The sequence below is a fragment of the Roseovarius halophilus (ex Wu et al. 2025) genome (assembly GCF_047086965.1).
Genome location: NZ_JBKOTX010000105.1, coordinates 1 through 20,107 on the forward strand (window position 1 = coordinate 1; position 20,107 = coordinate 20,107).

General features: G+C 67.9%; 19 protein-coding genes and 1 tRNA gene. 9 read left to right on the forward strand and 11 right to left on the reverse strand.

Translation table 11 applies throughout. The features are described 5' to 3' along the window. From ACH107_RS19190 to ACH107_RS19200, 3 genes are all read right to left on the reverse strand, one after another. The coding region (locus tag ACH107_RS19190; RefSeq protein ID WP_412507188.1) for an RNA-binding S4 domain-containing protein at positions 1 to 303 on the reverse strand (303 nt) is incomplete at its 3' end. Then, the gene (locus ACH107_RS19195; RefSeq protein WP_412507189.1) at positions 300 to 3,170 is read right to left on the reverse strand and encodes a helicase-related protein; all 2,871 of its coding nucleotides are present in this window, start codon (positions 3,168 to 3,170) and stop codon (positions 300 to 302) included. The genes ACH107_RS19190 and ACH107_RS19195, both read right to left, overlap by 4 nt. Before the next feature lie 23 nt (positions 3,171 to 3,193). Then, positions 3,194 to 3,754 carry a tetratricopeptide repeat protein gene (locus ACH107_RS19200; protein ID WP_310689880.1) on the reverse strand — a complete coding sequence of 187 codons (561 nt, stop codon included), beginning with the start codon at positions 3,752 to 3,754 and terminating at the stop codon, positions 3,194 to 3,196. Between the two features lie 73 nt (positions 3,755 to 3,827). On the opposite strand from ACH107_RS19200, the gene ACH107_RS19205 reads away from it, so the two are divergent. From ACH107_RS19205 to ACH107_RS19225, 5 genes are all read left to right on the forward strand, one after another. Then, positions 3,828 to 4,118 (forward strand): SCP2 sterol-binding domain-containing protein, encoded by a 291-nt coding sequence (locus ACH107_RS19205; protein ID WP_310689879.1) that lies wholly within the window; start codon positions 3,828 to 3,830, stop codon positions 4,116 to 4,118. Positions 4,119 to 4,125: 7 nt separating this feature from the next. Continuing rightward, on the forward strand, positions 4,126 to 5,070 hold the full coding sequence (locus ACH107_RS19210) for an alpha/beta hydrolase (protein ID WP_310689878.1): 945 nt from the start codon (positions 4,126 to 4,128) through the stop codon (positions 5,068 to 5,070). Between the two features lie 48 nt (positions 5,071 to 5,118). Continuing rightward, positions 5,119 to 6,129, forward strand: coding sequence for a ligase-associated DNA damage response exonuclease (locus tag ACH107_RS19215; RefSeq protein WP_412507190.1), 1,011 nt, complete (start codon positions 5,119 to 5,121; stop codon positions 6,127 to 6,129). Then, positions 6,126 to 7,712, forward strand: coding sequence for an ATP-dependent DNA ligase (locus tag ACH107_RS19220; RefSeq protein WP_412507191.1), 1,587 nt, complete (start codon positions 6,126 to 6,128; stop codon positions 7,710 to 7,712). Before ACH107_RS19215 ends, ACH107_RS19220 begins: the two co-directional genes overlap by 4 nt. 61 nt (positions 7,713 to 7,773) lie before the next feature. Further along, positions 7,774 to 9,588: a M3 family oligoendopeptidase gene (locus ACH107_RS19225; RefSeq protein WP_412507192.1), complete on the forward strand. Its 1,815-nt coding sequence runs from the start codon at positions 7,774 to 7,776 to the stop codon at positions 9,586 to 9,588. Positions 9,589 to 9,836: 248 nt separating this feature from the next. Here the strand turns inward: ACH107_RS19225 and ACH107_RS19230 are convergent, their stop codons facing one another. From ACH107_RS19230 to ACH107_RS19255, 6 genes are all read right to left on the reverse strand, one after another. Beyond that, complete coding sequence (locus ACH107_RS19230; protein WP_310689874.1) at positions 9,837 to 10,106, reverse strand: DksA/TraR family C4-type zinc finger protein; 270 nt, start codon at positions 10,104 to 10,106, stop codon at positions 9,837 to 9,839. 27 nt (positions 10,107 to 10,133) lie between these two features. Next, positions 10,134 to 10,448: a DUF4389 domain-containing protein gene (locus tag ACH107_RS19235; RefSeq protein ID WP_412507193.1), complete on the reverse strand. Its 315-nt coding sequence runs from the start codon at positions 10,446 to 10,448 to the stop codon at positions 10,134 to 10,136. Positions 10,449 to 10,472: 24 nt separating this feature from the next. Continuing rightward, positions 10,473 to 11,447, reverse strand: coding sequence for a Gfo/Idh/MocA family oxidoreductase (locus ACH107_RS19240; protein ID WP_310689872.1), 975 nt, complete (start codon positions 11,445 to 11,447; stop codon positions 10,473 to 10,475). A 153-nt stretch (positions 11,448 to 11,600) separates the two neighbouring features. After that, the gene (gene rpoH, locus ACH107_RS19245) at positions 11,601 to 12,497 is read right to left on the reverse strand and encodes an RNA polymerase sigma factor RpoH (RefSeq protein WP_310689961.1); all 897 of its coding nucleotides are present in this window, start codon (positions 12,495 to 12,497) and stop codon (positions 11,601 to 11,603) included. Positions 12,498 to 12,714: 217 nt separating this feature from the next. Continuing rightward, a complete protein-coding gene (locus ACH107_RS19250; protein ID WP_412507194.1) occupies positions 12,715 to 13,743 on the reverse strand; it encodes an RluA family pseudouridine synthase in 1,029 nt (342 codons plus the stop codon). Positions 13,744 to 13,802: 59 nt separating this feature from the next. Further along, a tRNA-His gene (locus ACH107_RS19255) sits at positions 13,803 to 13,879 on the reverse strand. 162 nt (positions 13,880 to 14,041) lie between these two features. Here ACH107_RS19255 and ACH107_RS19260 point away from each other — a divergent pair. Next, positions 14,042 to 14,230: a DUF6324 family protein gene (locus ACH107_RS19260; protein ID WP_310689960.1), complete on the forward strand. Its 189-nt coding sequence runs from the start codon at positions 14,042 to 14,044 to the stop codon at positions 14,228 to 14,230. 112 nt (positions 14,231 to 14,342) lie between these two features. Here the strand turns inward: ACH107_RS19260 and ACH107_RS19265 are convergent, their stop codons facing one another. Next, on the reverse strand, positions 14,343 to 14,942 hold the full coding sequence (locus ACH107_RS19265) for a riboflavin synthase (protein WP_310689870.1): 600 nt from the start codon (positions 14,940 to 14,942) through the stop codon (positions 14,343 to 14,345). A 139-nt stretch (positions 14,943 to 15,081) separates the two neighbouring features. Here ACH107_RS19265 and ACH107_RS19270 point away from each other — a divergent pair, with 139 nt between their 5' ends. From ACH107_RS19270 to ACH107_RS19280, 3 genes are all read left to right on the forward strand, one after another. After that, positions 15,082 to 16,389 (forward strand): capsule biosynthesis protein, encoded by a 1,308-nt coding sequence (locus ACH107_RS19270; RefSeq protein WP_412507195.1) that lies wholly within the window; start codon positions 15,082 to 15,084, stop codon positions 16,387 to 16,389. A 190-nt stretch (positions 16,390 to 16,579) separates the two neighbouring features. After that, positions 16,580 to 17,677, forward strand: a complete 1,098-nt coding sequence (locus ACH107_RS19275) for a polysaccharide biosynthesis/export family protein (protein WP_412507196.1) — start codon at positions 16,580 to 16,582, stop codon at positions 17,675 to 17,677. Between the two features lies 1 nt (position 17,678). Further along, complete coding sequence (locus ACH107_RS19280; protein ID WP_412507197.1) at positions 17,679 to 19,709, forward strand: capsular polysaccharide biosynthesis protein; 2,031 nt, start codon at positions 17,679 to 17,681, stop codon at positions 19,707 to 19,709. On the opposite strand, the gene ACH107_RS19285 is transcribed toward ACH107_RS19280, so the two are convergent. After that, positions 19,688 to 20,107 (reverse strand): RibD family protein (locus ACH107_RS19285; protein WP_412507198.1); only part of this gene is annotated, 420 nt, incomplete at its 5' end. The genes ACH107_RS19280 and ACH107_RS19285 overlap by 22 nt on opposite strands.

The following is a 20,107-nucleotide window of genomic DNA, read 5'->3' on the forward strand; positions in this document are numbered from 1 at the left end:
GCGGTCCGCGGCGGACGGGCGTTCCGCCGCCGGGGCCGGGCTCAGATCCTCGTAAAGGGCCTGCGCTTCGGGCGCCGGGCCCCGCCGCGTGCCCAGTGCCTGGATGCGCACCACGCGCACACGATCGCCCTGGACAAAGGTCAGCACCGCACCGGGGGCGACCGTCCGGGCCGGTTTCGATATCGTGGCACCGTCGATGCGCACCTTGCCCGCCTGGACCTGCCGCGCCGCCAGGCTGCGGGTCTTGAAGAACCGCGCCTGCCAGAGCCACTTGTCCAGCCGGATCGTGGCACTGGCATTCACTTGGTCTTGAGCCCCGCCAGCGCCTGGGCGAAGGGATTGTCGGGGTCGATGGGCTTGTCTCTGGCCGCAGGTTTCCGGGCGGCCTTCTGTCCGTCCTTGCCGCTGTCCTTGCCGCCGCCTTTTCCGTTGTCCTTGCCGCCGGCCTGGGGCTGTCCGCGCTTGCCCTTGGGGGCGCCCTTGCGGCCCTGCTGAGGCTTGCCGCCCTGCTGACCACGGCGCGTCCCCACCCAGGTGAAGGTGTAATAGACCTCGATCTCGGGGGCGGCGGTCTCGGTGTCCGGGGCGTCATCGGGGGCTTGCCCCACGGGCGTTTCCTCGTCCGATGCCTCGGGGATCTCCGGGGCGACCTCGGGCGTCTGGGGCGCGCTTTCGGCCACCGGCGCCACGCCCTGATCGGCGATGTCCGCGGTCTTGTCCTCGGCCGTCCCGGGGGCGTCCTGGGCCCTGGCGGCCGCATCGGGCGCCTCGGCCATGGCGGTGTCGACGGGCTTGACCTTCTCGCGTTCGCCGCGCTCGGCCCGGTAGCCCAACCCCGCCATGAGGCCCGCGAACTGTTCCAGGGTCATGCCCGTGATCGAGAGCATGTCCGCCTTGGCCTCGAAGCCGCCGCGGGTGTCCTGGTCGCGCAGCATGTCGGCCAGCCGTTCCAGCATGTCGATGCGGATCGCCCGGTCGCCCGCGGCCCGATACCCCGACATGGCATAGGTGCCCGGCACCGCGCCTTCGACCGTCGGCACCGTGACAAGCCCCGGCGGCGGCGCCTCGGGGAAGGTCTCCAGCCCCTTGGACAGCGACCAGAGCACCAGCCGCAGCCGGGTCGGCGCGGGCTTCAGCAGCAAAGGCATGAAAATCGTGAACTGCCCAAAGCGCAGGCCGTGCTTGCGCAGTGCGCCGCGCGCCTCCTGGTCCAGCGCCTTGACCTCGTCGGCAAACTCGCCGCGCGGCACCACGCCGAAGCCCTCGATCATGCGGAAGGCAAAACCCCTGGCCCGCCCTTCGAGGGTTTCGTCCTTTTCCATCGCCAGCATGGGCTCGAACAACGTGGCGATGCGGCGGTCGATGAAGTGCTGCAACCGGCGCTGCACCTTCTGGGCGACCTCCGCACCGGCCTCGTCATCGACGAAGGGCGCGACCCGCGGCTTGAGCGGCGCATCCCCCGCCACCAGCTTGCCCACGGCCTGGTCGCCCCACATCAGCCCGCCCTGCTCGGTAAAGTCGAGTTCGGTATCCGGGGCATTGTAGAAGCGGTCGGCGCGCAGGCTGAACTGCGGCTGAAGCGCCTGCAAAGAGGCCTGCCGCAGGGTCTTGGCCTCATCGGGGCTGGCACTTTTGTCCTGCCTGAAACGGAAGCCTTCCAGCCTGCCCACGAACTGCCCCTCGACAGTCACTTCACCCGTGTCGTTCACCTCGGCCACAAGGCCCTCCTTCTGCTTGAGCCGGCGGAGCAGCACGCTGGTCCGCCGGTCCACAAATCGCTGGGTCAGCGCATCGTGCAACGCGTCCGACAATCGGTCTTCTACCGCGCGAGTCGTCGCACGCCAATGAGATTCGTCCGCAACCCAGCCGTTGCGTTGCGCCACGTAGGTCCAGGTGCGGATATAGGCCAGCCGCTTGGACAGGGTGTCGATGTCGCCATCGGGCCGGTCGATTCGCTTGACCTGCCGCGCCATCCAGTCGTCGGGGACGCGGCCCATCTCGTGCAGGTAGCCATAGATCCGAGCCAGCATCTGAGCATGTTCGGTGTGCGAGATGCCGCGGAAATCCGGAATGCGGCAGACATCCCATAGCAGGCGCACGGATGTGCCGTCGCTGGCGCGCGCGCGCACCTCTGCATCCTCGGCCAGGGATTTGAGCGCCAGCAGGTCGTCGCTGTCGCGCACCCGGGTCAGCCAGTCGTCCTCGGTGCGCAACTCCAGCGACCGGATCAATCGCTCGGGCGTGCCGAAATCCAGCCGGGCGTTGCGCCATTGCAGTTTCTTGACCGGGCGGAACTGGTGGCTGGTGATGGCCTCGACCACGGGGTCGTCGATGGCCGGGGCCTCGCCGGTGACACCGAATGTGCCATGGTTCATGTGCCGCCCGGCGCGGCCTGCGATCTGGGCCAGCTCGTCGGGTGACAGTTGCCGCATCCGGCGCCCATCGAACTTGGACAGCGACGAAAAGGCGACGTGGTCGATGTCCAGGTTCAGGCCCATGCCGATGGCATCCGTGGCCACGAGGTAGTCCACGTCGCCGTTCTGGTACATTGCCACCTGGGCGTTGCGGGTGCGTGGGCTGAGCGCCCCCATGACCACCGCCGCACCGCCCTTCTGGCGCCGCAGAAGCTCGGCCATGGCATAGACATTATCAACCGAAAACCCGACGACGGCCGAGCGCCCTGGCATTCGGCTTATCTTTTTCGAACCTGAATAGGTCAGCTCGGAAAACCGCTCGCGCCTGAGGAACTGCGCGCCGGGCACCATGTTGGCGATGGCGCCGCGCATGGTCTCGGACCCCATGAAAAGGGTCTCGTGCAGCCCCCGCGCCCGCAGCAGCCGGTCGGTGAAGACATGGCCGCGCTCGGGGTCGGCGGCCAGCTGGATCTCGTCCACCGCCAGGAAATCGCATCCCATCCCCTCCGGCATGGCCTCGACGGTGCAGACCCAGTACTGCGCGCGGTCCGGCACGATCCGTTCCTCGCCGGTGATCAGGGCGACCACCGAGGGGCCGCGCACCGCGACGATGCGGTCATAGACCTCGCGGGCGAGCAGGCGCAGCGGCAAACCGATGATGCCGGTGCGATGGGCCAGCATACGCTCGATCGCGTAGTGGGTCTTGCCGGTGTTGGTCGGGCCAAGGACCGCCGTGATCCGGGCAGGCTCGGGCATGGGGGCCCCCTTGAGGGGAAGGGTCAGAGCGTTGACCCGTCCAGCTGCACTTCGAGCCGTTCGATGGCTTGCGACAGGTCGGGCGAATTGGGGCTAATGTTCTCGATTCGACGGTAGACCTCAAGCGCTTCCGCGGGGCGGTCCAATTCCTCCAGGATGCGGGCAAAGCCGGTCATGGCCCCGAAGTGGCGCGGATTGAGCACCAGCGCGCGGCGCAGATCCTCAACCGCGGGGCCGTAGAGGTCCTGTGCGAAATAGGCGGTGGCGCGGGTGTGATAGCCTTCGGCGAAATCCGGCGCATGGTCGATCAGGGCGGTCAGATGCTCGGCGGCGCGCTTGACCTCGCCGGCCTGCAGCGCCTCTCGGCCCCGTCGCAGCAGCAGGTCCATGGCCGGAGAACCGCTTTTCGACCAGGCCTCGCGAATCTGTGCCTCGATCCGGGCGGCCTGGTCACTGTCGGCGGTCTTGAGATCGTCAAAAAGGCGATCCAGCCGGTCGGTCTGGGCCGCGCCGGGTGTGGAAAACCCCACTGCCAGCACAAATGCCGCCACGATATGTTTGAAGCCGTGTCTGTCGATGCCCATACATGCAATGTAACGCAGCGAGCGCCCGATGCCAGAGGCGGGTGGTCACATTCCAGCAAGAGGACCGACAGACATGAGCGATGTAATCTCCGAAGCCGTCACCGCCCTGAACGCCAAGATGGAGGGCGCCGATTTCGACGGCACCGCCAAGTTCGTGATCGAGGATGCGGGCGCGGTGATGATCGACAGCGACGGCGCCCGGGCTGCCGACGACGCGGCCGATGTCACGCTGACCGCCAACGCCGAGACCTTCAAGGCGATCCTCGACGGCGAGGAAAACCCCACCGCGGCCTTCATGTCCGGCAAACTGTCGGTGGACGGCGACATGGGCATGGCCATGAAGCTGGCTGGCGTGCTGGGCTGACCCGCCCGTGGAGCAGGCCCCCTACAACGCGCGCACGGCGTGTAACGCAACCGGCGCCGCCCACTGGGTATCGGCGCAGGATGGGGTGCGCCTGCGCCTCGGCCACTGGCCGCTGGACGAGGCCCGCGGCACCGTTCTGATCTTCCCCGGCCGCACCGAATATGTCGAGAAATACGGCCCCGCCGCCGCGGAGTTCGCCGCGCGCGGCTATGCCGCGCTGGCCATCGATTGGCGCGGGCAGGGACTGGCCGACCGGCTGCACGACGATCCGGCGGTGGGCCACGTGGACCGGTTCACCGACTACCAGCACGATGCGCGTGCCGCGGTGGACCATGCCCGCGCCCTGGGCCTGCCGGAGCCTTTCCACCTGCTGGCCCATTCCATGGGCGGGGCCATCGGCCTGCGCGCGGTCATGGAAGGCTATCCAGTTGAAACAGCCGTCTTTTCCGCACCAATGTGGGGGATTTCCATGGCCCCGCCCCTGCGGCCGCTGGCCTGGGGGCTGAGTTCGGTCAGCCGCCCTCTGGGCTTTTCCCATGTCGTCGCCCCCGGCCAGCAGGCCGAGAGCTATGTCCTGCGCGAGGGGTTTGAGGGTAACACCCTCACCAGCGATCGCGCCATGTTCGATCTGCTGGAGGAACAATTGCGCGCGGAGCCGGCGCTTGGCCTTGGCGGGCCCTCGCTGCACTGGCTGCACGCGGCCCTGACCGAGACGCGCGCCCTGTCCCAGCGCGCGGCCCCCGCCCTGCCCTGCCTGTGTTTTCTGGGCTCGGACGAGCAGATCGTCGACACCTCCCGTATCCGTAGCCGCATGGCCCACTGGCCCCGCGGCGAGCTGGTGATCCTGCCCGGCGCCCGGCACGAGGTGATCCTGGAAAAACCGGCCCTGCGTGACACAGTTTTCGACCGCAGTGTCGCGCTTTTTGACGATCTCCGTCGGCAGGCGACCTGAACCCGCTTTACCGGTTTACCGCGGCCGGGCCGGCGCTAGAACAGGGACATGAGCGGGGTTCTGACCTTCACCGAGGCGGGCATCTACTGCCCGGCGGGCGATTTCTGGATCGACCCCTGGCGCCCCGTGCGCCGCGCCCTGATCACCCATGGCCACGCCGACCATGCCCGGGCGGGCATGGACAGCTACATGGCGACCGAAGCCGCGGCCCCGGTGATTCGCCACAGGTTGGGCGCGGAGATCGACCTGCAAACAACGCGCTACGCCACCCCGACCCGAATCGGGGGCGCCAGGGTCTCGTTCCATCCGGCCGGCCATGTGCCCGGCTCGGCGCAGATCCGCGTCGAGGTCGGCGGAGAGGTCTGGGTCGTCTCGGGCGATTACAAGACCGTCGATGACGGGCTGTCGGAGCCCTTCGACCCGGTGCCCTGCCACGCCTTCATCACCGAATGCACCTTCGGGCTGCCGGTCTTCAACTGGACCCCGCAGGATGTTCTGACCGACCAGATCAACACCTGGTGGGCCGCGAATGCCGCCGCCGGGCGGTTTTCGCTGCTGGGGGCCTATGCGCTTGGCAAGGCGCAGCGGCTGTTGCGGCTGGTCGATCCCGGCATCGGCCCGATCCTGACCCATGGCGCGATCGAGACCACCAACGCGGTGCTGCGCACCCAGGGCATCACGCTGCCCGACACCGAGCAGGTCACCCCCGAGACCGACCTCAAGGCGCGCGCCGGGGCGCTGGTCCTTGCCCCGCCCTCGGCCCTCGGGTCGACCTGGGCGCGGCGGTTCACACCCCAGGCCAGCGCCTTTGCCAGCGGCTGGATGGCCCTGCGCGGGGTGCGCCGCAGGCGAGCGGCCGACCGGGGCTTCATCGTCTCGGACCACGCGGATTGGCAGGGCCTGAACGCTGCGATCCGCGCCACCGGCGCCGAGCGGGTCTTCGTCACCCACGGCTACACCGGCCAGTTCCGCCGCTGGCTGGCGGCCGAGGGCTATGACGCCCATGTGGTCAGCACCGAATACGACGGCGAATCGCTGGACGGGGGCGAAGCGGAATGAAGGATTTCGCCCGGCTGTTCACCACGCTGGACCAGACCACGAAGACCACGGCAAAGGTCGCGGCCATGGCCGACTTTTTCGCCACGGCGCAGGATGCCGACAAGCTGTGGTGCGTGGCGCTGTTCTCGGGTCGTCGCCCGCGCCGCGTCATCACCACGGCGCGGCTGCGCGAATGGGCCGCCGAACGGGCGGGTATTCCGCTGTGGCTCTTCGAGGAAAGCTATCCGGTGGTGGGCGACCTGGCCGAGACCATCGCCCTGGTCCTGCCGCCCCCCGCCAGCGAAAGCGACCGGCCGCTGCATCACTGGATCGGCGAGTTGCAACGCCTGTCGAAACTGCACGAGACGGCGCAGAAGGCCGGTATCCTGGACGCCTGGAACAGCCTTGACCGGACCGAGCGGTTCCTCTTCACCAAGTTGCTGACGGGCGGCTTTCGCATCGGGGTCAGCCAGAAACTCATGACCCGCGCGCTGGCGCAGGCCACGGGCCAGGACGCGGCCGACCTGACACACAAGCTGATGGGCGCCTGGACCCCGGAAAGCACGACCTGGACCGCCCTGATCGAGGCCCATGACCCCGGCGCCGACCTGTCGCGCCCCTATCCCTTCTACCTGGCCTACCAACTCGAGGATCTGGCCGCGCTCGGCCCGCCGTCCGACTGGTTCATCGACCGCAAGTGGGACGGCATCCGCGGGCAACTGGTGCTGCGCGGCGGCCAGCACCACCTGTGGTCGCGGGGCGAGGACTTGATGACCGACCGCTTCCCCGAGCTGGGCCAGTTGATCGACTACCTGCCGCCGGGCACGGTGATCGACGGCGAGGTGCTGGCCTGGCGTGACGGCCCCCTGCCCTTCAACGCGCTGCAAAAACGCATCGGCCGCAAGAGCGTGCCGAAAAAGCTGCTGGCGCAGGTGCCCGTGGTCCTGATGGCCTATGACCTGCTCGAACAGGGCGGGCAGGACATCCGCGACCAGCTGCTGGACCAGCGCCGCGCGGGGCTCGAAGCGCTCACCGCCGATCTGCCCGAGGCCGCACCGCTGCGTCTGTCGCCCGAGGTGACGGCCGACAGCTGGGACGCCCTGGCCGAGGTCCGCGCCGAGTCGCGCGCGCACAATGCCGAGGGGCTGATGCTGAAACGGCGCGCCTCGCCCTACCTGTCGGGCCGCAAGAAGGGCGACTGGTGGAAATGGAAGGTGGACCCGCTCACCGTGGACGCTGTGATGATCTACGCGCAGTCGGGCTCTGGCCGCCGGGCCAATCTTTTCACCGACTTCACCTTCGCGGTGCGCGACGGCGAGGGCTTCACCCCCTTCACCAAGGCCTATTCGGGCCTGACGGACGCGGAATTCCGCGAGATCACCCAATGGGTGCGCCGCAACACGCTGCAACGCTTCGGCCCGGTCCGGCAGGTGCCGCCGGTGCTGGTCTTCGAGATCGCCTTCGAGGGCATCCAGGAAAGCCCGCGTCACAAGTCCGGCATCGCCCTGCGCTTTCCGCGCATGGCCCGGTGGCGCCACGACAAGCCCCTGGCCGAGATCAACACCCTGGCCGACCTGCACGCGATGCTGGCGCGCTACGGCTAGCACTGGTCAAGCCGGGGCCGCACTCATAGGTAAGGACAGACCCCAACAAGGAGAGGCCCACATGACCAAGCAGCCGGTATTCGACGCCAACGCCAGCGGAGGGCGACCGCTGGGCGACCTGCCCGAATGGGACCTGAGCGATCTCTACGAGGCCCCGGACGCGCCCGCGCTCAAACGTGATCTCGACTGGCTGGAAGAGGCCTGCCGCAGCTTTGCCGCCGACTACGAGGGCAAGCTGGCCGGACTGGACGCGGCGCAGATGCTGGAGGCCGTGCAACGCTACGAGCAGATCGACATCATCGCCGGGCGCATCATGTCCTTTGCCGGCCTGCGCTATTATCAGAAGACGACCGACCCCGACCGGGCCAAGTTCATCTCGGACTGCCAGGACCGGATCACCAGCTTCACCACGCCGCTGGTCTTCTGGTCGCTGGAATTTAACCGCCTGAACGAGGGTGCGCTGCAGGATCTTCTGGCCGCCGATGCCGACCTGGCCCGCTACAAGCCTGTCTTCGACCGCATCCGCAAGATGAAGCCCTATCAACTCTCGGACGAGCTGGAGAAATTCCTGCACGATCAGTCTGTTGTCGGGGCCTCGGCCTGGAACAAGCTGTTCGACGAGACCATCGCGGGGCTGGAATTCAATGTTGACGGCGAGGCACAGGGCATCGAGGCGACGCTGAACCTGCTCTCCGAGCAGGATCGCGCCACCCGCGAGGCGGGCGCGCGCGAACTGGCCCGGGTCTTTGGACAGAATGTCAGCCTCTTTGCCCGCGTCCACAACACGCTGGCCAAGGAGAAGGAAATCGAGGACCGCTGGCGCGGGATGCCCAGCCCGCAGGCGGGCCGCCATCTGGCCAACGACGTCGAGGCACCTGTGGTCGAGGCCCTGCGCAACGCCGTGGTCGCCGCCTATCCGCGCCTGTCGCACCGATACTACAATCTCAAGGCCAAGTGGCTGGGCCTCAACAAGATGCAGGTCTGGGACCGCAACGCGCCCCTGCCCATGGAAAGCGACCGGATCGTGGACTGGGACCAGGCCCGCGAGACGGTGATGAGCGCCTATGCCGGCTTCGACCCGCGCATGGCCGAGCTCGCACAGCCGTTTTTCGAACGCGGCTGGATCGACGCGCCGGTCAAGCCGGGCAAGGCCCCAGGGGCCTTTGCCCACCCCACGGTGAGCACCGCGCACCCCTACGTGATGCTCAACTACCTGGGCAAACCGCGCGATGTCATGACGCTCGCGCATGAGCTGGGCCACGGCGTGCACCAGGTGCTGGCCGCCAAGCAGGGCGAGCTGCTCTCGTCCACCCCCTTGACGCTGGCCGAAACGGCCTCGGTCTTCGGCGAGATGCTGACCTTCCGCAAGCTGCTCGCCGAAGCCCCCAGCCAGGCGGAACGCAAGGTCCTTCTGGCCGGCAAGGTCGAGGACATGATCAACACCGTCGTCCGTCAGATCGCCTTCTACGATTTCGAGTGCAAGCTGCACGAAGCGCGGCGCGGCGGCGAGCTGACCCCCGATGACATCAACGCGCTGTGGATGAGCGTCCAGGGCGAATCCCTCGGCCCCGTGTTCGAGTTCATGGAGGGCTACGAGACCTTCTGGGCCTATATCCCGCATTTCGTGCACGCGCCCTTCTATGTCTACGCCTATGCATTCGGCGACGGGCTGGTGAACGCGCTCTACGCCGCCTACGAGGCCGCGCCCGAAGGATTCCAGGAGAAATACTTCGAGATGCTCAAGGCCGGCGGGTCCAAGCACCATTCCGACCTGCTGGCGCCCTTCGGGCTGGATGCCGCCGACCCCGCCTTCTGGGACAAGGGCCTGAGCATGATCGAAGGCATGATCGACGAGCTGGAAGCCATGGAGGACTGACCCGCCCTCTGGCGCGGTGGCCCCTGTCGGGAGCCTCCGGCGGGGATATTTGGGGCCAGAAGAAACACGGGGGGACGCGCAAAGTCGCCCCCCGTGCGAAACGCGTCCGTGCGTCTTCTGGCGCGGTCATCGGCGTCCCCGCCTGTACCGCGATCCCATCATGGCCCGTTAAGGTTAACAAACCATTGCTTCTTCTGGCCGAAAATATCCCGGGGTGAATTGGCCGCAGGCCAAGAGGGGCAGCGCCCCTATTTCAACTGGCTGTCCTTGGACCCGCGCCGGTTGATGCCGCCGCGCGGGGCGTTGCGGCTGTCGCGCTCGGACGCGCAGTCGATGCAGAGTTTCACGCCGGGGATCGCTGCGCGGCGCTTTTCGGGGATCGGTTCCTCGCATTCGGCGCAATGGGTCAGGCTTCCGCCGCGCGGGCCGCGACGGGCCTTGAGGCGGGCCAGTTCATCCCCGATCGAGGCTTCGATCTGTTCGCTTACCGCGCCGTCGCGCGACCATCCGCCGGCCATTCGCCTGCCCTCCTGTCCGCCGCCTGCCTAGTCCAGTTCGGTCCAAGGCCAGGGCTTTTCCTCCGAGGCGAAGGCCTGGTAGCGAGCCGCCTTGGCCACCCAGATTCCCAGCGTGGTGCCGAACTCGGCCAGCCGGTCGTTGGGCACCTTGTTGTTGACCAGGGTCAGGACGAACTGGATCAGCGCCACGATCCCGAGCACGGTTCCCACGAACGACAGCATGACTCCGATGATGATCATGTAGATCAACCGGGTGAAGAGGTTCTCATCCAGCGGCCGGCGCGCGTCGCGCCGGGCCGTGTTCTCGGGCATCACGTCGTCGAATTCGTTGGGGTCGGCCATGGCGATTCCTCCTGTATCGGCAGTCTAGCCCCGTCCGCCCCTTTCGAAAACAGTGTCGATCATGGCCTGAGTGCCGCGGGCATCTTCCAGCGACCAGGGATAGGAGGAGCCATGCCGGACCGTCCGACCGAAATTCTCGACCTGCAGCCTGTAGTGATTGTCCGAGGGGAACCGTTCCGTCCACTCGGCCTCGCGCGTGCGCAGTTCGAGTTTCGCCTCGCCGAAGACGAGCGGGTTGAAGGGGGCCGTCAGCCGCAGCCAGCCGGTATCGCCCATGAAGAGCATTTCCTGGAAGGGATGCAGGCGCATCGCGTTCACGAAATGCGCGGTGAAGGTCTCGAAGCTGGCGGAAACCCGGGCCAGCACGTCGACGCCGTTTTCGAAGGCCAGGTCGGCATGGGTGATCTCGCTCGGCTCCTGCCCCGTCGCCCAGCGGGTGCTGCCGTAAGTATAGACGCCGATATCAGGGATGCCGCCGCCGCCCTTGGCGGCATCGTTGCGCACGTTCGCCGGGTCGTCGGCGTTGTTGTAGCAGAAGACCCCCTCGACATGGCTCAGGGTGCCGATGGCGCCGGACTGCAGGATTTCGCGCGCGCGCTGCCATTGCGGGTGATGAACGATCATGTAGGCCTCGGTCGCGAGCAGCCCGGTCTTGTCGCGCAGGGCGATCAGGGCGTCGATCTCCTCGGCCTTGAGCGCGATCGGTTTTTCGGTCAGCACATGCTTGCCCGCCTCCAGCGCCTTGCGCGTCCATTCCACGTGCAGGTGATTGGGCAGCGGCACATAGACTGCGTCGATATCAGGGTCGGCGAGCAGGGCGTCATAGCTGTCATGCAGGCGTAGCCGCGGCTGCATCGCCTGGAATGGCCGGGCCTTTGCCGGGTCGGAGGTGGCCAGCGCGGCCAGTTCGGCATTGTCAGCCATGTGGATGGCCGGCGCCATCTGATCGCGGGCGAAACTGGCGGCCCCAAGGATGCCCCAGCGGAGTGGTTCGGTCATGTCGGTCCTCCCTTTTGGTCCCTTGTTAGCGGTATCGGCACCGCGGGGAAAGGGAGTAGGCCGCCAGAGCGTCTGCCTGTATCGGCGGCGTGCCGCACGCAAGCACCCTCATTGCCGAGATCGGCCGCGCCCTGTCGCGGTCACTACCCGGAGTCAGGCGGCCGGGGCCAGGCCCCGTTCCCGCGCCAGTTGCTGCATCTTCTTTTGCAGCTTCTCGAAGGCGCGGACCTCGATCTGGCGGATGCGTTCGCGTGACACGTCGTATTTCGACGACAGATCCTCGAGCGTCACGGTTTCCTCGGCCAGGCGGCGCTGCATGAGAATATCGCGCTCGCGCTCGTTGAGCACGTCCATGGCCTCGGTCAACAATTCGCGGCGCGCGTCGAATTCGTCCTTTTCGGCGTAGTCCTCGGCCTGGTTGGCGCCCTCGTCTTCCAGCCAGTCCTGCCATTGCATGGAGCCTTCGCCCTCTTGCCCGACGGTCGCGTTGAGCGAGGCGTCGCTGCCCGAGAGGCGCTGGTTCATGCTGACGACCTCGGCCTCGGTCACGCCGAGGTCATGGGCGATCCTCTCGACGTTCTCGGGGCGCATGTCGCCCTCTTCCAGCGCGCCGATGCGGGCCTTGGCCTTGCGCAGGTTGAAGAAAAGCTTCTTCTGGGCGCTGGTGGTGCCCAGCTTGACCAGCGACCAGGACCGCAGGATGTATTCCTGGATCGAGGCACGGATCCACCACATGGCATAGGTGGCCAGGCGAAAGCCCTTTTCGGGATCAAAGCGTTTCACGGCCTGCATCAGGCCGACGTTCGCCTCGGAGATGACCTCGGATTGCGGCAGGCCGTAGCCGCGATAGCCCATGGCGATCTTGGCGGCCAGGCGCAGGTGGCTGGTCACCATCCGGTGGGCGGCCTCGGTATCTTCGTGGTCGACCCAGCGCTTGGCCAGCATGTATTCCTCTTCCGGCTCAAGCAGGGGAAACTTGCGGATCTCCTGCATGTAGCGGTTCAGGCCCTGTTCCGGCGAGGGCGCCGGCAGGTTGGCATAGGCACTCAGGTTCGTTGTCGTCTCGGCGTCGCTCATGTCGCCTCCTTCCCGATGTATACGGGGTTAACATAGATATGGCCGCACGCGCTGTCGCTTCAAGGCCTTTCGTTGGAATTATAAGTATTTTGATGGGGGAACACAGCCGAAAACCGTCCGTGTTACTCTGTATTCACGCACATGAGATCGCGGGTTTTGCCCCCGCTTCGCGAAGGTGTGATGCCGCCGCCTAATCCGCGCCAAGCGCCTGCAGCAGCGCGGCCATGTCGGCCGGTAGCGGGGCTTCGAAACGGTGCCGCACGCCCGTGACCGGGTGCGCAAACCCTAGCGTGGCCGCGTGCAGGGCCTGCCGCGGAAAGGCCTGCGCCGCCATGGCCCCGGCCTCGCCCACCGCGGAGACGGGCAATTTGCGCCGCCCGCCATAGACCGGATCGCCGATCAGGGCGTGGCCCACGTGGGCCAGGTGGACCCGGATCTGGTGCGTTCGCCCTGTTTCCAGCCAACAGTCCAGCAGCGCCGCCGCCCGAGGCGTGCCAAGCGCCGAGACGATCCGGGCCCGGGTCACCGCGTGGCGCCCGCCGGCGCGGACGACGGCCTGTTTCTGGCGGTCATGCTTGTGGCGGGCCAGCGCGGCCTGGATGCGCAGCACGTTGCCGGACTCGAAGCTGGTCCCGCGGATCCCGCGCAGGCGCGGGTCGCTTGCGTCGGGCACCCCGTGGCAGATGGCGCAGTAGTGGCGGTCCACGTCATGCGCCTCGAACTGCGCCGCCAGGACGTGGTGGGCGCGGTCACTCTTGGCCGCGACCAGAAGGCCAGAGGTGTCCTTGTCGATGCGATGCACGATTCCCGGGCGCTTTTCGCCGCCCACGCCGGACAGGCTTTCGCCGCAGTGATGGATCAGCGCGTTGACCAGCGTGCCGCCGGGCGTGCCCGGCGCCGGATGGACAACCATGCCCGCAGGCTTGTTGACCACGATGAGATCGGCATCCTCGAAGACGACCTCCAGCGGGATCGGCTCACCTTGCATGTGGCTCTCGGTTGCCGGGGCCAGGGTCAGCGTCACCCGGTCGCCCGCCGAGACGCGGCCTTTGCCGCTGGTGACGACCGCATCGTTAACCGCGACCGCGCCGTTTTCGATCAGGCGCGCCAGGCGCGAGCGGCTGAGCGCGGCATCGGTGGGGACATCGCGTGCAAGAGCCTTGTCCAGTCGCGCGGGCGGATCGGGCTGAATCTCTACGGTCAGGCGGGTTTCGGTCATCGGGTCCTCGGGCCACCGGGCGTTGCGACGCATCCACATGTGGCGCAAAAGAGGTCTGATGGTACCGCCTCCCCGGCTCGAACGGGGGACCTCTAGATCCACAATCTAGCGCTCTAACCTACTGAGCTAAGGCGGCACTGGCCGGGGGATTAGCCTCGCGGTGCGGCGAATGCAAGGGGCTTTCAGGCTCCGATTGCCGCGCCGCAGACCGGTTTTCCGGTTCTGCTCGGCCCGGCCGCCCCTTGCCAATCGCGGGGCCGGCCAGTAGATGGCAGGGCTGCAAGGAAAGGCGACCGTCATGGGCATCAACACCGAACGCGACATCGAGGCGAACCTGCAGATCGGGCCGACCGACGCAGGCATGGTGCGGCTCTTCGTGGTTTCGGGCGACACCGAGATCCCGATGGATTTCTCGCCCGAGGAGGCCGCCGAGATCGCCGAGGAAATCACCGCCGCCGCCAAGGGGGCGCGCGCCCTGGCCAAGTGACCCGCCAAGGTGGGCGCTGGGGCCGAGACTGGCCACCAACGGCATGCGCACCGGCTGGCCGCGCGATCACTCAAGTGCGACGGTCCAGCGTGGCGCAGGCGGCGCGGCGGCGTCAGCCGACCTCGCGCAGGCGGGCCACGTAGCGGGCCATGGTATCGACCTCGAGGTTGACGGCATCGCCCAGGGCCACATCGCCCCAGGTCGTCACCTCTTTGGTGTGGGGGATGAAGTTGATGCCGAAGTCGGCACCCGCAACCTCGTTCACCGTCAGCGAGGTGCCATTGAGCGCCACCGATCCCTTGGGCGCGATGAATTTCGCCAGCCCATCGGGCGCGCGCAGGGTGACGCGGGTGCTGTCGCCCTCGTCGTGCAGGCCCACCACCTCGGCCACGCCATCGACGTGACCCGAGACGATATGCCCGCCCAGTTCGTCGCCCACCTTGAGCGCGCGTTCCAGGTTCAGCCGTTTTCCGGGCGCCCAGCCATCGCCGATATTGGTCGCCCCCACGGTTTCAGCCGAAATATCCACGTCGAACCAGCCGCCCGGGTCACTGCCCTTGGCCACCACCGTCAGGCAGACCCCGTCGCAGGCGATCGAGGCGCCGATGTCGATGCCCGTGATGTCATAGCCCGTGGCGATGCGCGCGCGCAGGTCGCCACGCTGATCGACCTCCAGTATATCGCCGATATCGGTGATGATGCCCGTGAACATGACTGTCTTCCCTTCCTGATCTGTCGTGGCTAGACTCATAATCGCGGCGGGGCAATCCCCGCCCGGCGCGCAGCGTACCAGTGGCACGACCGGGCCATGACTTGGCCTCGGGCATCCGCCAGGCAAGGACCAGAAACGCATGACCCGGCAGACCCGTATCGAGACCGACCCGCGCCGGAAGACCTTTTTGTTCCTGCAGGGGCCGCATGGGCCGTTCTTCGACCGCCTGGGGCGCATGTCGACGCGCGCCGGGGCCACGGTCTGGCGGGTGGGGTTCAACGCCGGCGACCGGGCCTTCTGGTTCACGCCCGACACCTACATACCCTACCGCGGCCCCGTCACGGACTGGCCCAGCCGGTTCCGCGCGCTGGTCGCCGAGAAAGGCGTGACCGACATTGTGCTCTATGGCGACACTCGGCCCGTCCATGCCCAAGCGGTGGCGGCCGCGCAGGACCTGGGCCTGACGGTGCATGTCTTCGAAGAGGGATACATGCGCCCCTACTGGGTGAGCTACGAACGCGGCGGTTCCAACGGCCATTCGCGGCTGATGGACATTGACGTCGATCAGATGCGCAGGGATCAGGCCCGCACCGAGACGCACCTCGCCGAGGCCCCCGCGCAATGGGGCGATATGCGCCAGCACGTCTTCTACGGCGCGCTCTACCACTGGTTCGTGATGTTCAGGAACCGCGCGTACCGCAATTTCCGCCCGCACCGCGACCTGCCTGTGATGACCGAAACGCTGCTCTATACCCGGCGCCTGTTGTTGATGCCCGCCATCGCGCTGGATCGCATCTGGTCGACCCTGCGGATCAAACGCGGCGGCTACCCCTATCACCTGGCGCTGCTGCAACTGGAACACGATTCCAGTTTCCGGCAGCATTCGCCCTTTTCCAGCATGACCGAGTTCCTGGACATCGTGATCGCGGGTTTTGCCCGGGGCGCGCCGCGCCATCACCACCTGGTCTTCAAGGCGCATCCGCTGGAAAACGGCCAGTCGCCGCTCAAACGGATCATCCGCGCGCGGGCCAAAGCGCACGGGGTGGCCGACCGCATCCACTACGTGCGCGGCGGCAAGCTGGCCCAGTTACTGGACCATGCGCGCACCGCGGTCACCGTGAATTCCACCGCCGCCCAACAGGTGCTGCACCGGGGCATCCCGCTCAGGATCTTCGGTGATGCGGTCTACGCCAAGCCCGGGCTGGTCTCGGACCAGCCGCTCGAGGAGTTCTTCGCCCGGCCCGAGCGGCCCGACACGGCCGCCTACGGGGACTTCCGGCGGTTCCTGCTGGAAACCAGCCAGGTGGCAGGGGGCTTCTATTCGGCGCGTGGACGCCGGCAACTGCTGCGCCAGGTGGTCGACATGATGCTCGACCCCGACGACCCCTACGAGGCGCTGCGCCTGGGCAAGGCCCCCCCGCGCCAGCAACTGCACGCGATCAAGTAGCCCCGCGGCCCGGCCGCCGCCCGACGGTGCACCCGTGCAGCGCGGCAACACCGCCGCCGGCAAGGCAGGAAATTCTGGCGTTGCCGCCGCTTTGTCGGTAATCCATTGGCAAAACCCAGCGGGATCAAAGACAGGCTGAGGAGACAAGACCCGTGAAACCCTTCCGCTTGCGCCTTGCCAGGGGGGGGCCATGCTTGCCGCGACTCTGGTGGTGTCCTCCTGTGGTTTGCCGCGGTCGGGGCCGGACAAGACCGAGGTTATGACCGGGTCCATCAAGAGTCGGGGCAATGCTTTCGTGGTGCCGGTCACCGACCGCATCAACCGCATCGCCGGTACCCCGGCCGCGCTCGGATTTTCGGACAGCTTCCGCGACGCCGGGCAGCTGGGCAGCGACACGATCCGCCCGGGCGACACGCTCGGCCTGACCATCTGGGAAAACGTCGACGATGGCCTGCTGGTGGCCGAAGGGCAGAACGCCACGGCGCTGGAAGAGGTCCAGGTCGATGGCTCGGGTTTCATATTCGTGCCCTACGCCGGCCGTATCCGCGCGGCCGGCAACACGCCCGAGGCGGTCCGCCGGATCGTCACGGAGAAGCTGGACGAACAGACCCCCGACCCGCAGGTCGAGGTGCGCCGCCTGGCCGGCAACGGGGCCACGGTCTCGGTCACGGGGGCCGTGGGCGGCCAGGGGGTCTACCCGATCGAACGCCCCACCCGCACGCTCGGGACCATGCTCGCGCAGGCGGGCGGGGTCGCCGTGCCGCCCGAGATCGCCCGGGTCACCCTGACCCGCGGCGCGCGCTCGGTCCAGGTCTGGTTCGACGACCTCTACGCCGATCCGGGCCATGACATCGCCCTGCGCGCGGGTGACAGCATATTCGTCGAGCAGGACAGGCGATCCTTCACCGCGCTGGGGGCCACCGGCGGCCAGAGCCGCGTGCCCTTCGAAAGCCAGGCCATCAGTGCCATGGAGGCCCTCGCTCAGGTCGGGGGGCTCAATCCGACCCTCGCCGACCCGACCGGCGTCTTCGTCCTGCGCTACGAACCCGAGCGCATCGCCCGGCAAGTGCTCGACCGCGATGACCTGAAGGGCCGCCAACGCATGATCTACGTGCTCGACCTGACCGCCCCCAACGGGCTGTTCGTGGCCCGCGATTTCGAAATCCGTGACGATGACACGGTTTATGTCACCGAGGCCCCCTTCACGCAGTTCAACAAGACCATCTCGGCCCTGACAGGCACCCTGGGCCAGACCACGGCCGCCGCGGACACCCTGTCCGGCCTGTAAGGTGACGCCGACCGGACCCGATAGCGCCACGGGGAAGACCTCGCGGCAGCTTTACGTCTACAATGGCGGGTTCCTGACCCGGCCGCGCCTGCGGCGCATCCTGACATTGGCGGGCTACGATTTGCGGCTGGGCAGGCCCGGGCCGGATGACCTGATCGGTGTCTGGGGCCAGTCTCCCACCAGCTGGCGCGGCGCGGCCGTCGCCCGACGCACCGGCGCGCCGGTGCTGCGGGTGGAGGATGCCTTTCTCCGCTCAGTCCGACCCGGACGCGATGGCGACCCGCCGCTGGGCCTGCTGCTGGACAGCCGCGGCGTGCATTTCGACCCCGCCCGGCCCTCGGACCTGGAGGTCCTGCTTGCCGAACATCCCCTCGACGACACGGCCCTGCTCGACCGCACCCGCGCGGGCATCGCCGTGCTGGCCCGGGCGCATCTGTCGAAATATAACACCTTCGATCCCGCGACGCCCTGCCCCGCGCCGGGCTATGTCCTCGTCATCGACCAGACCGAGGGCGATGCCAGCGTCACCGCCAGCGGGGCCGACCGGAACAGGTTCCTCGAAATGCTGTTCTGCGCGCGCGAGGATCATCCCGGCGCCCGCATCCTGGTCAAGACCCACCCCGAGACGCTGGCCGGGCATCGCGGCGGCCATTTCCGCGACGGCGACCTGACCGAGGGCATGGCGTTTTTCACCGGTCCGGTCTCGCCCCACGCACTGCTAGAAGGGGCCATCGCGGTCTATACCGTGTCTTCGCAACTGGATTTCGAGGCGATACTGGCCGGTCACAACCCTGTCGTCTTCGGCCAGCCCTTCTACATCGGCTGGGGCCTGACGCAGGACCGCGCCCCGCTGGATCGGCGCCAGCGGCGGTTGACACGGGCACAGATGTTTGCGGCTGCGATGATCCTCTATCCGCGCTGGTACGACCCCTATCGTGATCGGCTCTGCGGCCTTGAGGACACGCTGCAGGCGTTGGAGGCACAGGTGCGGGCCTGGCGCGAGGACCACGCGGGCTGGGTGGCCAGCGGGATGCGCCTGTGGAAACGGGCGCCGCTGCAAAAGGTCTTCGGTCGGCACCGCCGGGTGATTTTCGAGGACCGCCCGGACAAGGCCCGCGCACGCGCGCGCCAGGACGGGCGGCGGCACATGGTCTGGGCCTCTCGCGCCGCGGGCCACGACGGCGCGCTGCGGGTCGAGGACGGCTTCCTGCGCTCGCGCGGGCTGGGGGCCGATCTGGTGCCACCCATGTCGCTGGTGCTCGATGACCACGGCATCTACTACGACCCCACCCAGGAAAGCCGCCTGGAGCGGTTGATCGCCGCCAGTCCGGATCTGGCGCAATCAGAAATCCGACGCGCCGAGCGGCTTATTGCCCGGCTGGCCCGCGCGGGTTTGTCCAAATACAATCTTGAGCGGGGCGCCCTGCCCCAAGGCCTGCCCGCCGAGCGCCGCATCCTCGTGCCCGGCCAAGTCGAGGACGACGCCTCGATCCTGACGGGGACCGAGAGACTGCGCACCAACCGCGCGCTGCTAAAGGCCGCGCGCGCCGCCAACCCGTCGGCGGTGATCCTCTACAAGCCGCACCCGGACGTGGAGTCCGGCCTGCGCCCCGGGGCCATCCCAGAGGCCGCAGAGATCGCCGACGCGGTACTGGACAACACCGGCGCCATTGCCGCCCTTGAAACGGTGGACGAGGTCTGGACCCTGACGAGCCTGCTGGGCTTCGAGGCCCTGCTGCGCGGCAAGTCCGTCACCTGTCTGGGCACGCCCTTTTACGCCGGCTGGGGGCTGACCGACGACCGTGCCATGCCCAGCCCGCGCCGCAGGGCGCGGCCTACCCTGGCGCAACTGGCCCACGCCGTGCTGATCGACTATCCGCGCTATCACGACCCCGCCACCGGCCTGGCCTGCCCGGTCGAAGTGGTGGTGGACCGGCTTGCAAGCGGCGCGGTGCCGCATCCGGGGCCGTTCAATCGCCTGCTGGCCAAGGCACAGGGGGCGCTGGCGAGCTATGCCTGGCTCTGGCGCTGAACCTGCCAGCGGTGCATCAGATCCGGCCCGAGCGGGCGGCTTTCCACCAGATCGAAACGCGGCGCCTCGGCCAGGGCCTCCAGCCCCATGGCGCCAAGGGCCGGGGTGCCCTCGGCCCCCAGCATGACCCCGGCGGTGAAGCCCACGATCTCGTCGACCAGCCCTGCACCCAGCAGCGCGGCGGCCAGCGTCCCGCCGCCTTCGCAGAAAACCGAGGTCAGGCCCGCCGCCCCGAGCTGGCGCAGCATGTCGGCGGGGTCGATCTCACGATGTTGCACCGCGCAGTCGAACAACCGGGCGCCCCGGTCGCGCCAGGCGGTGCGGCGGTCCTCGGTCGCCTCATTGCCGTGGCACAGCCAGAGCGGGGCCTCGTCCAGCGTCCGGGCCAGCCGCCCCTC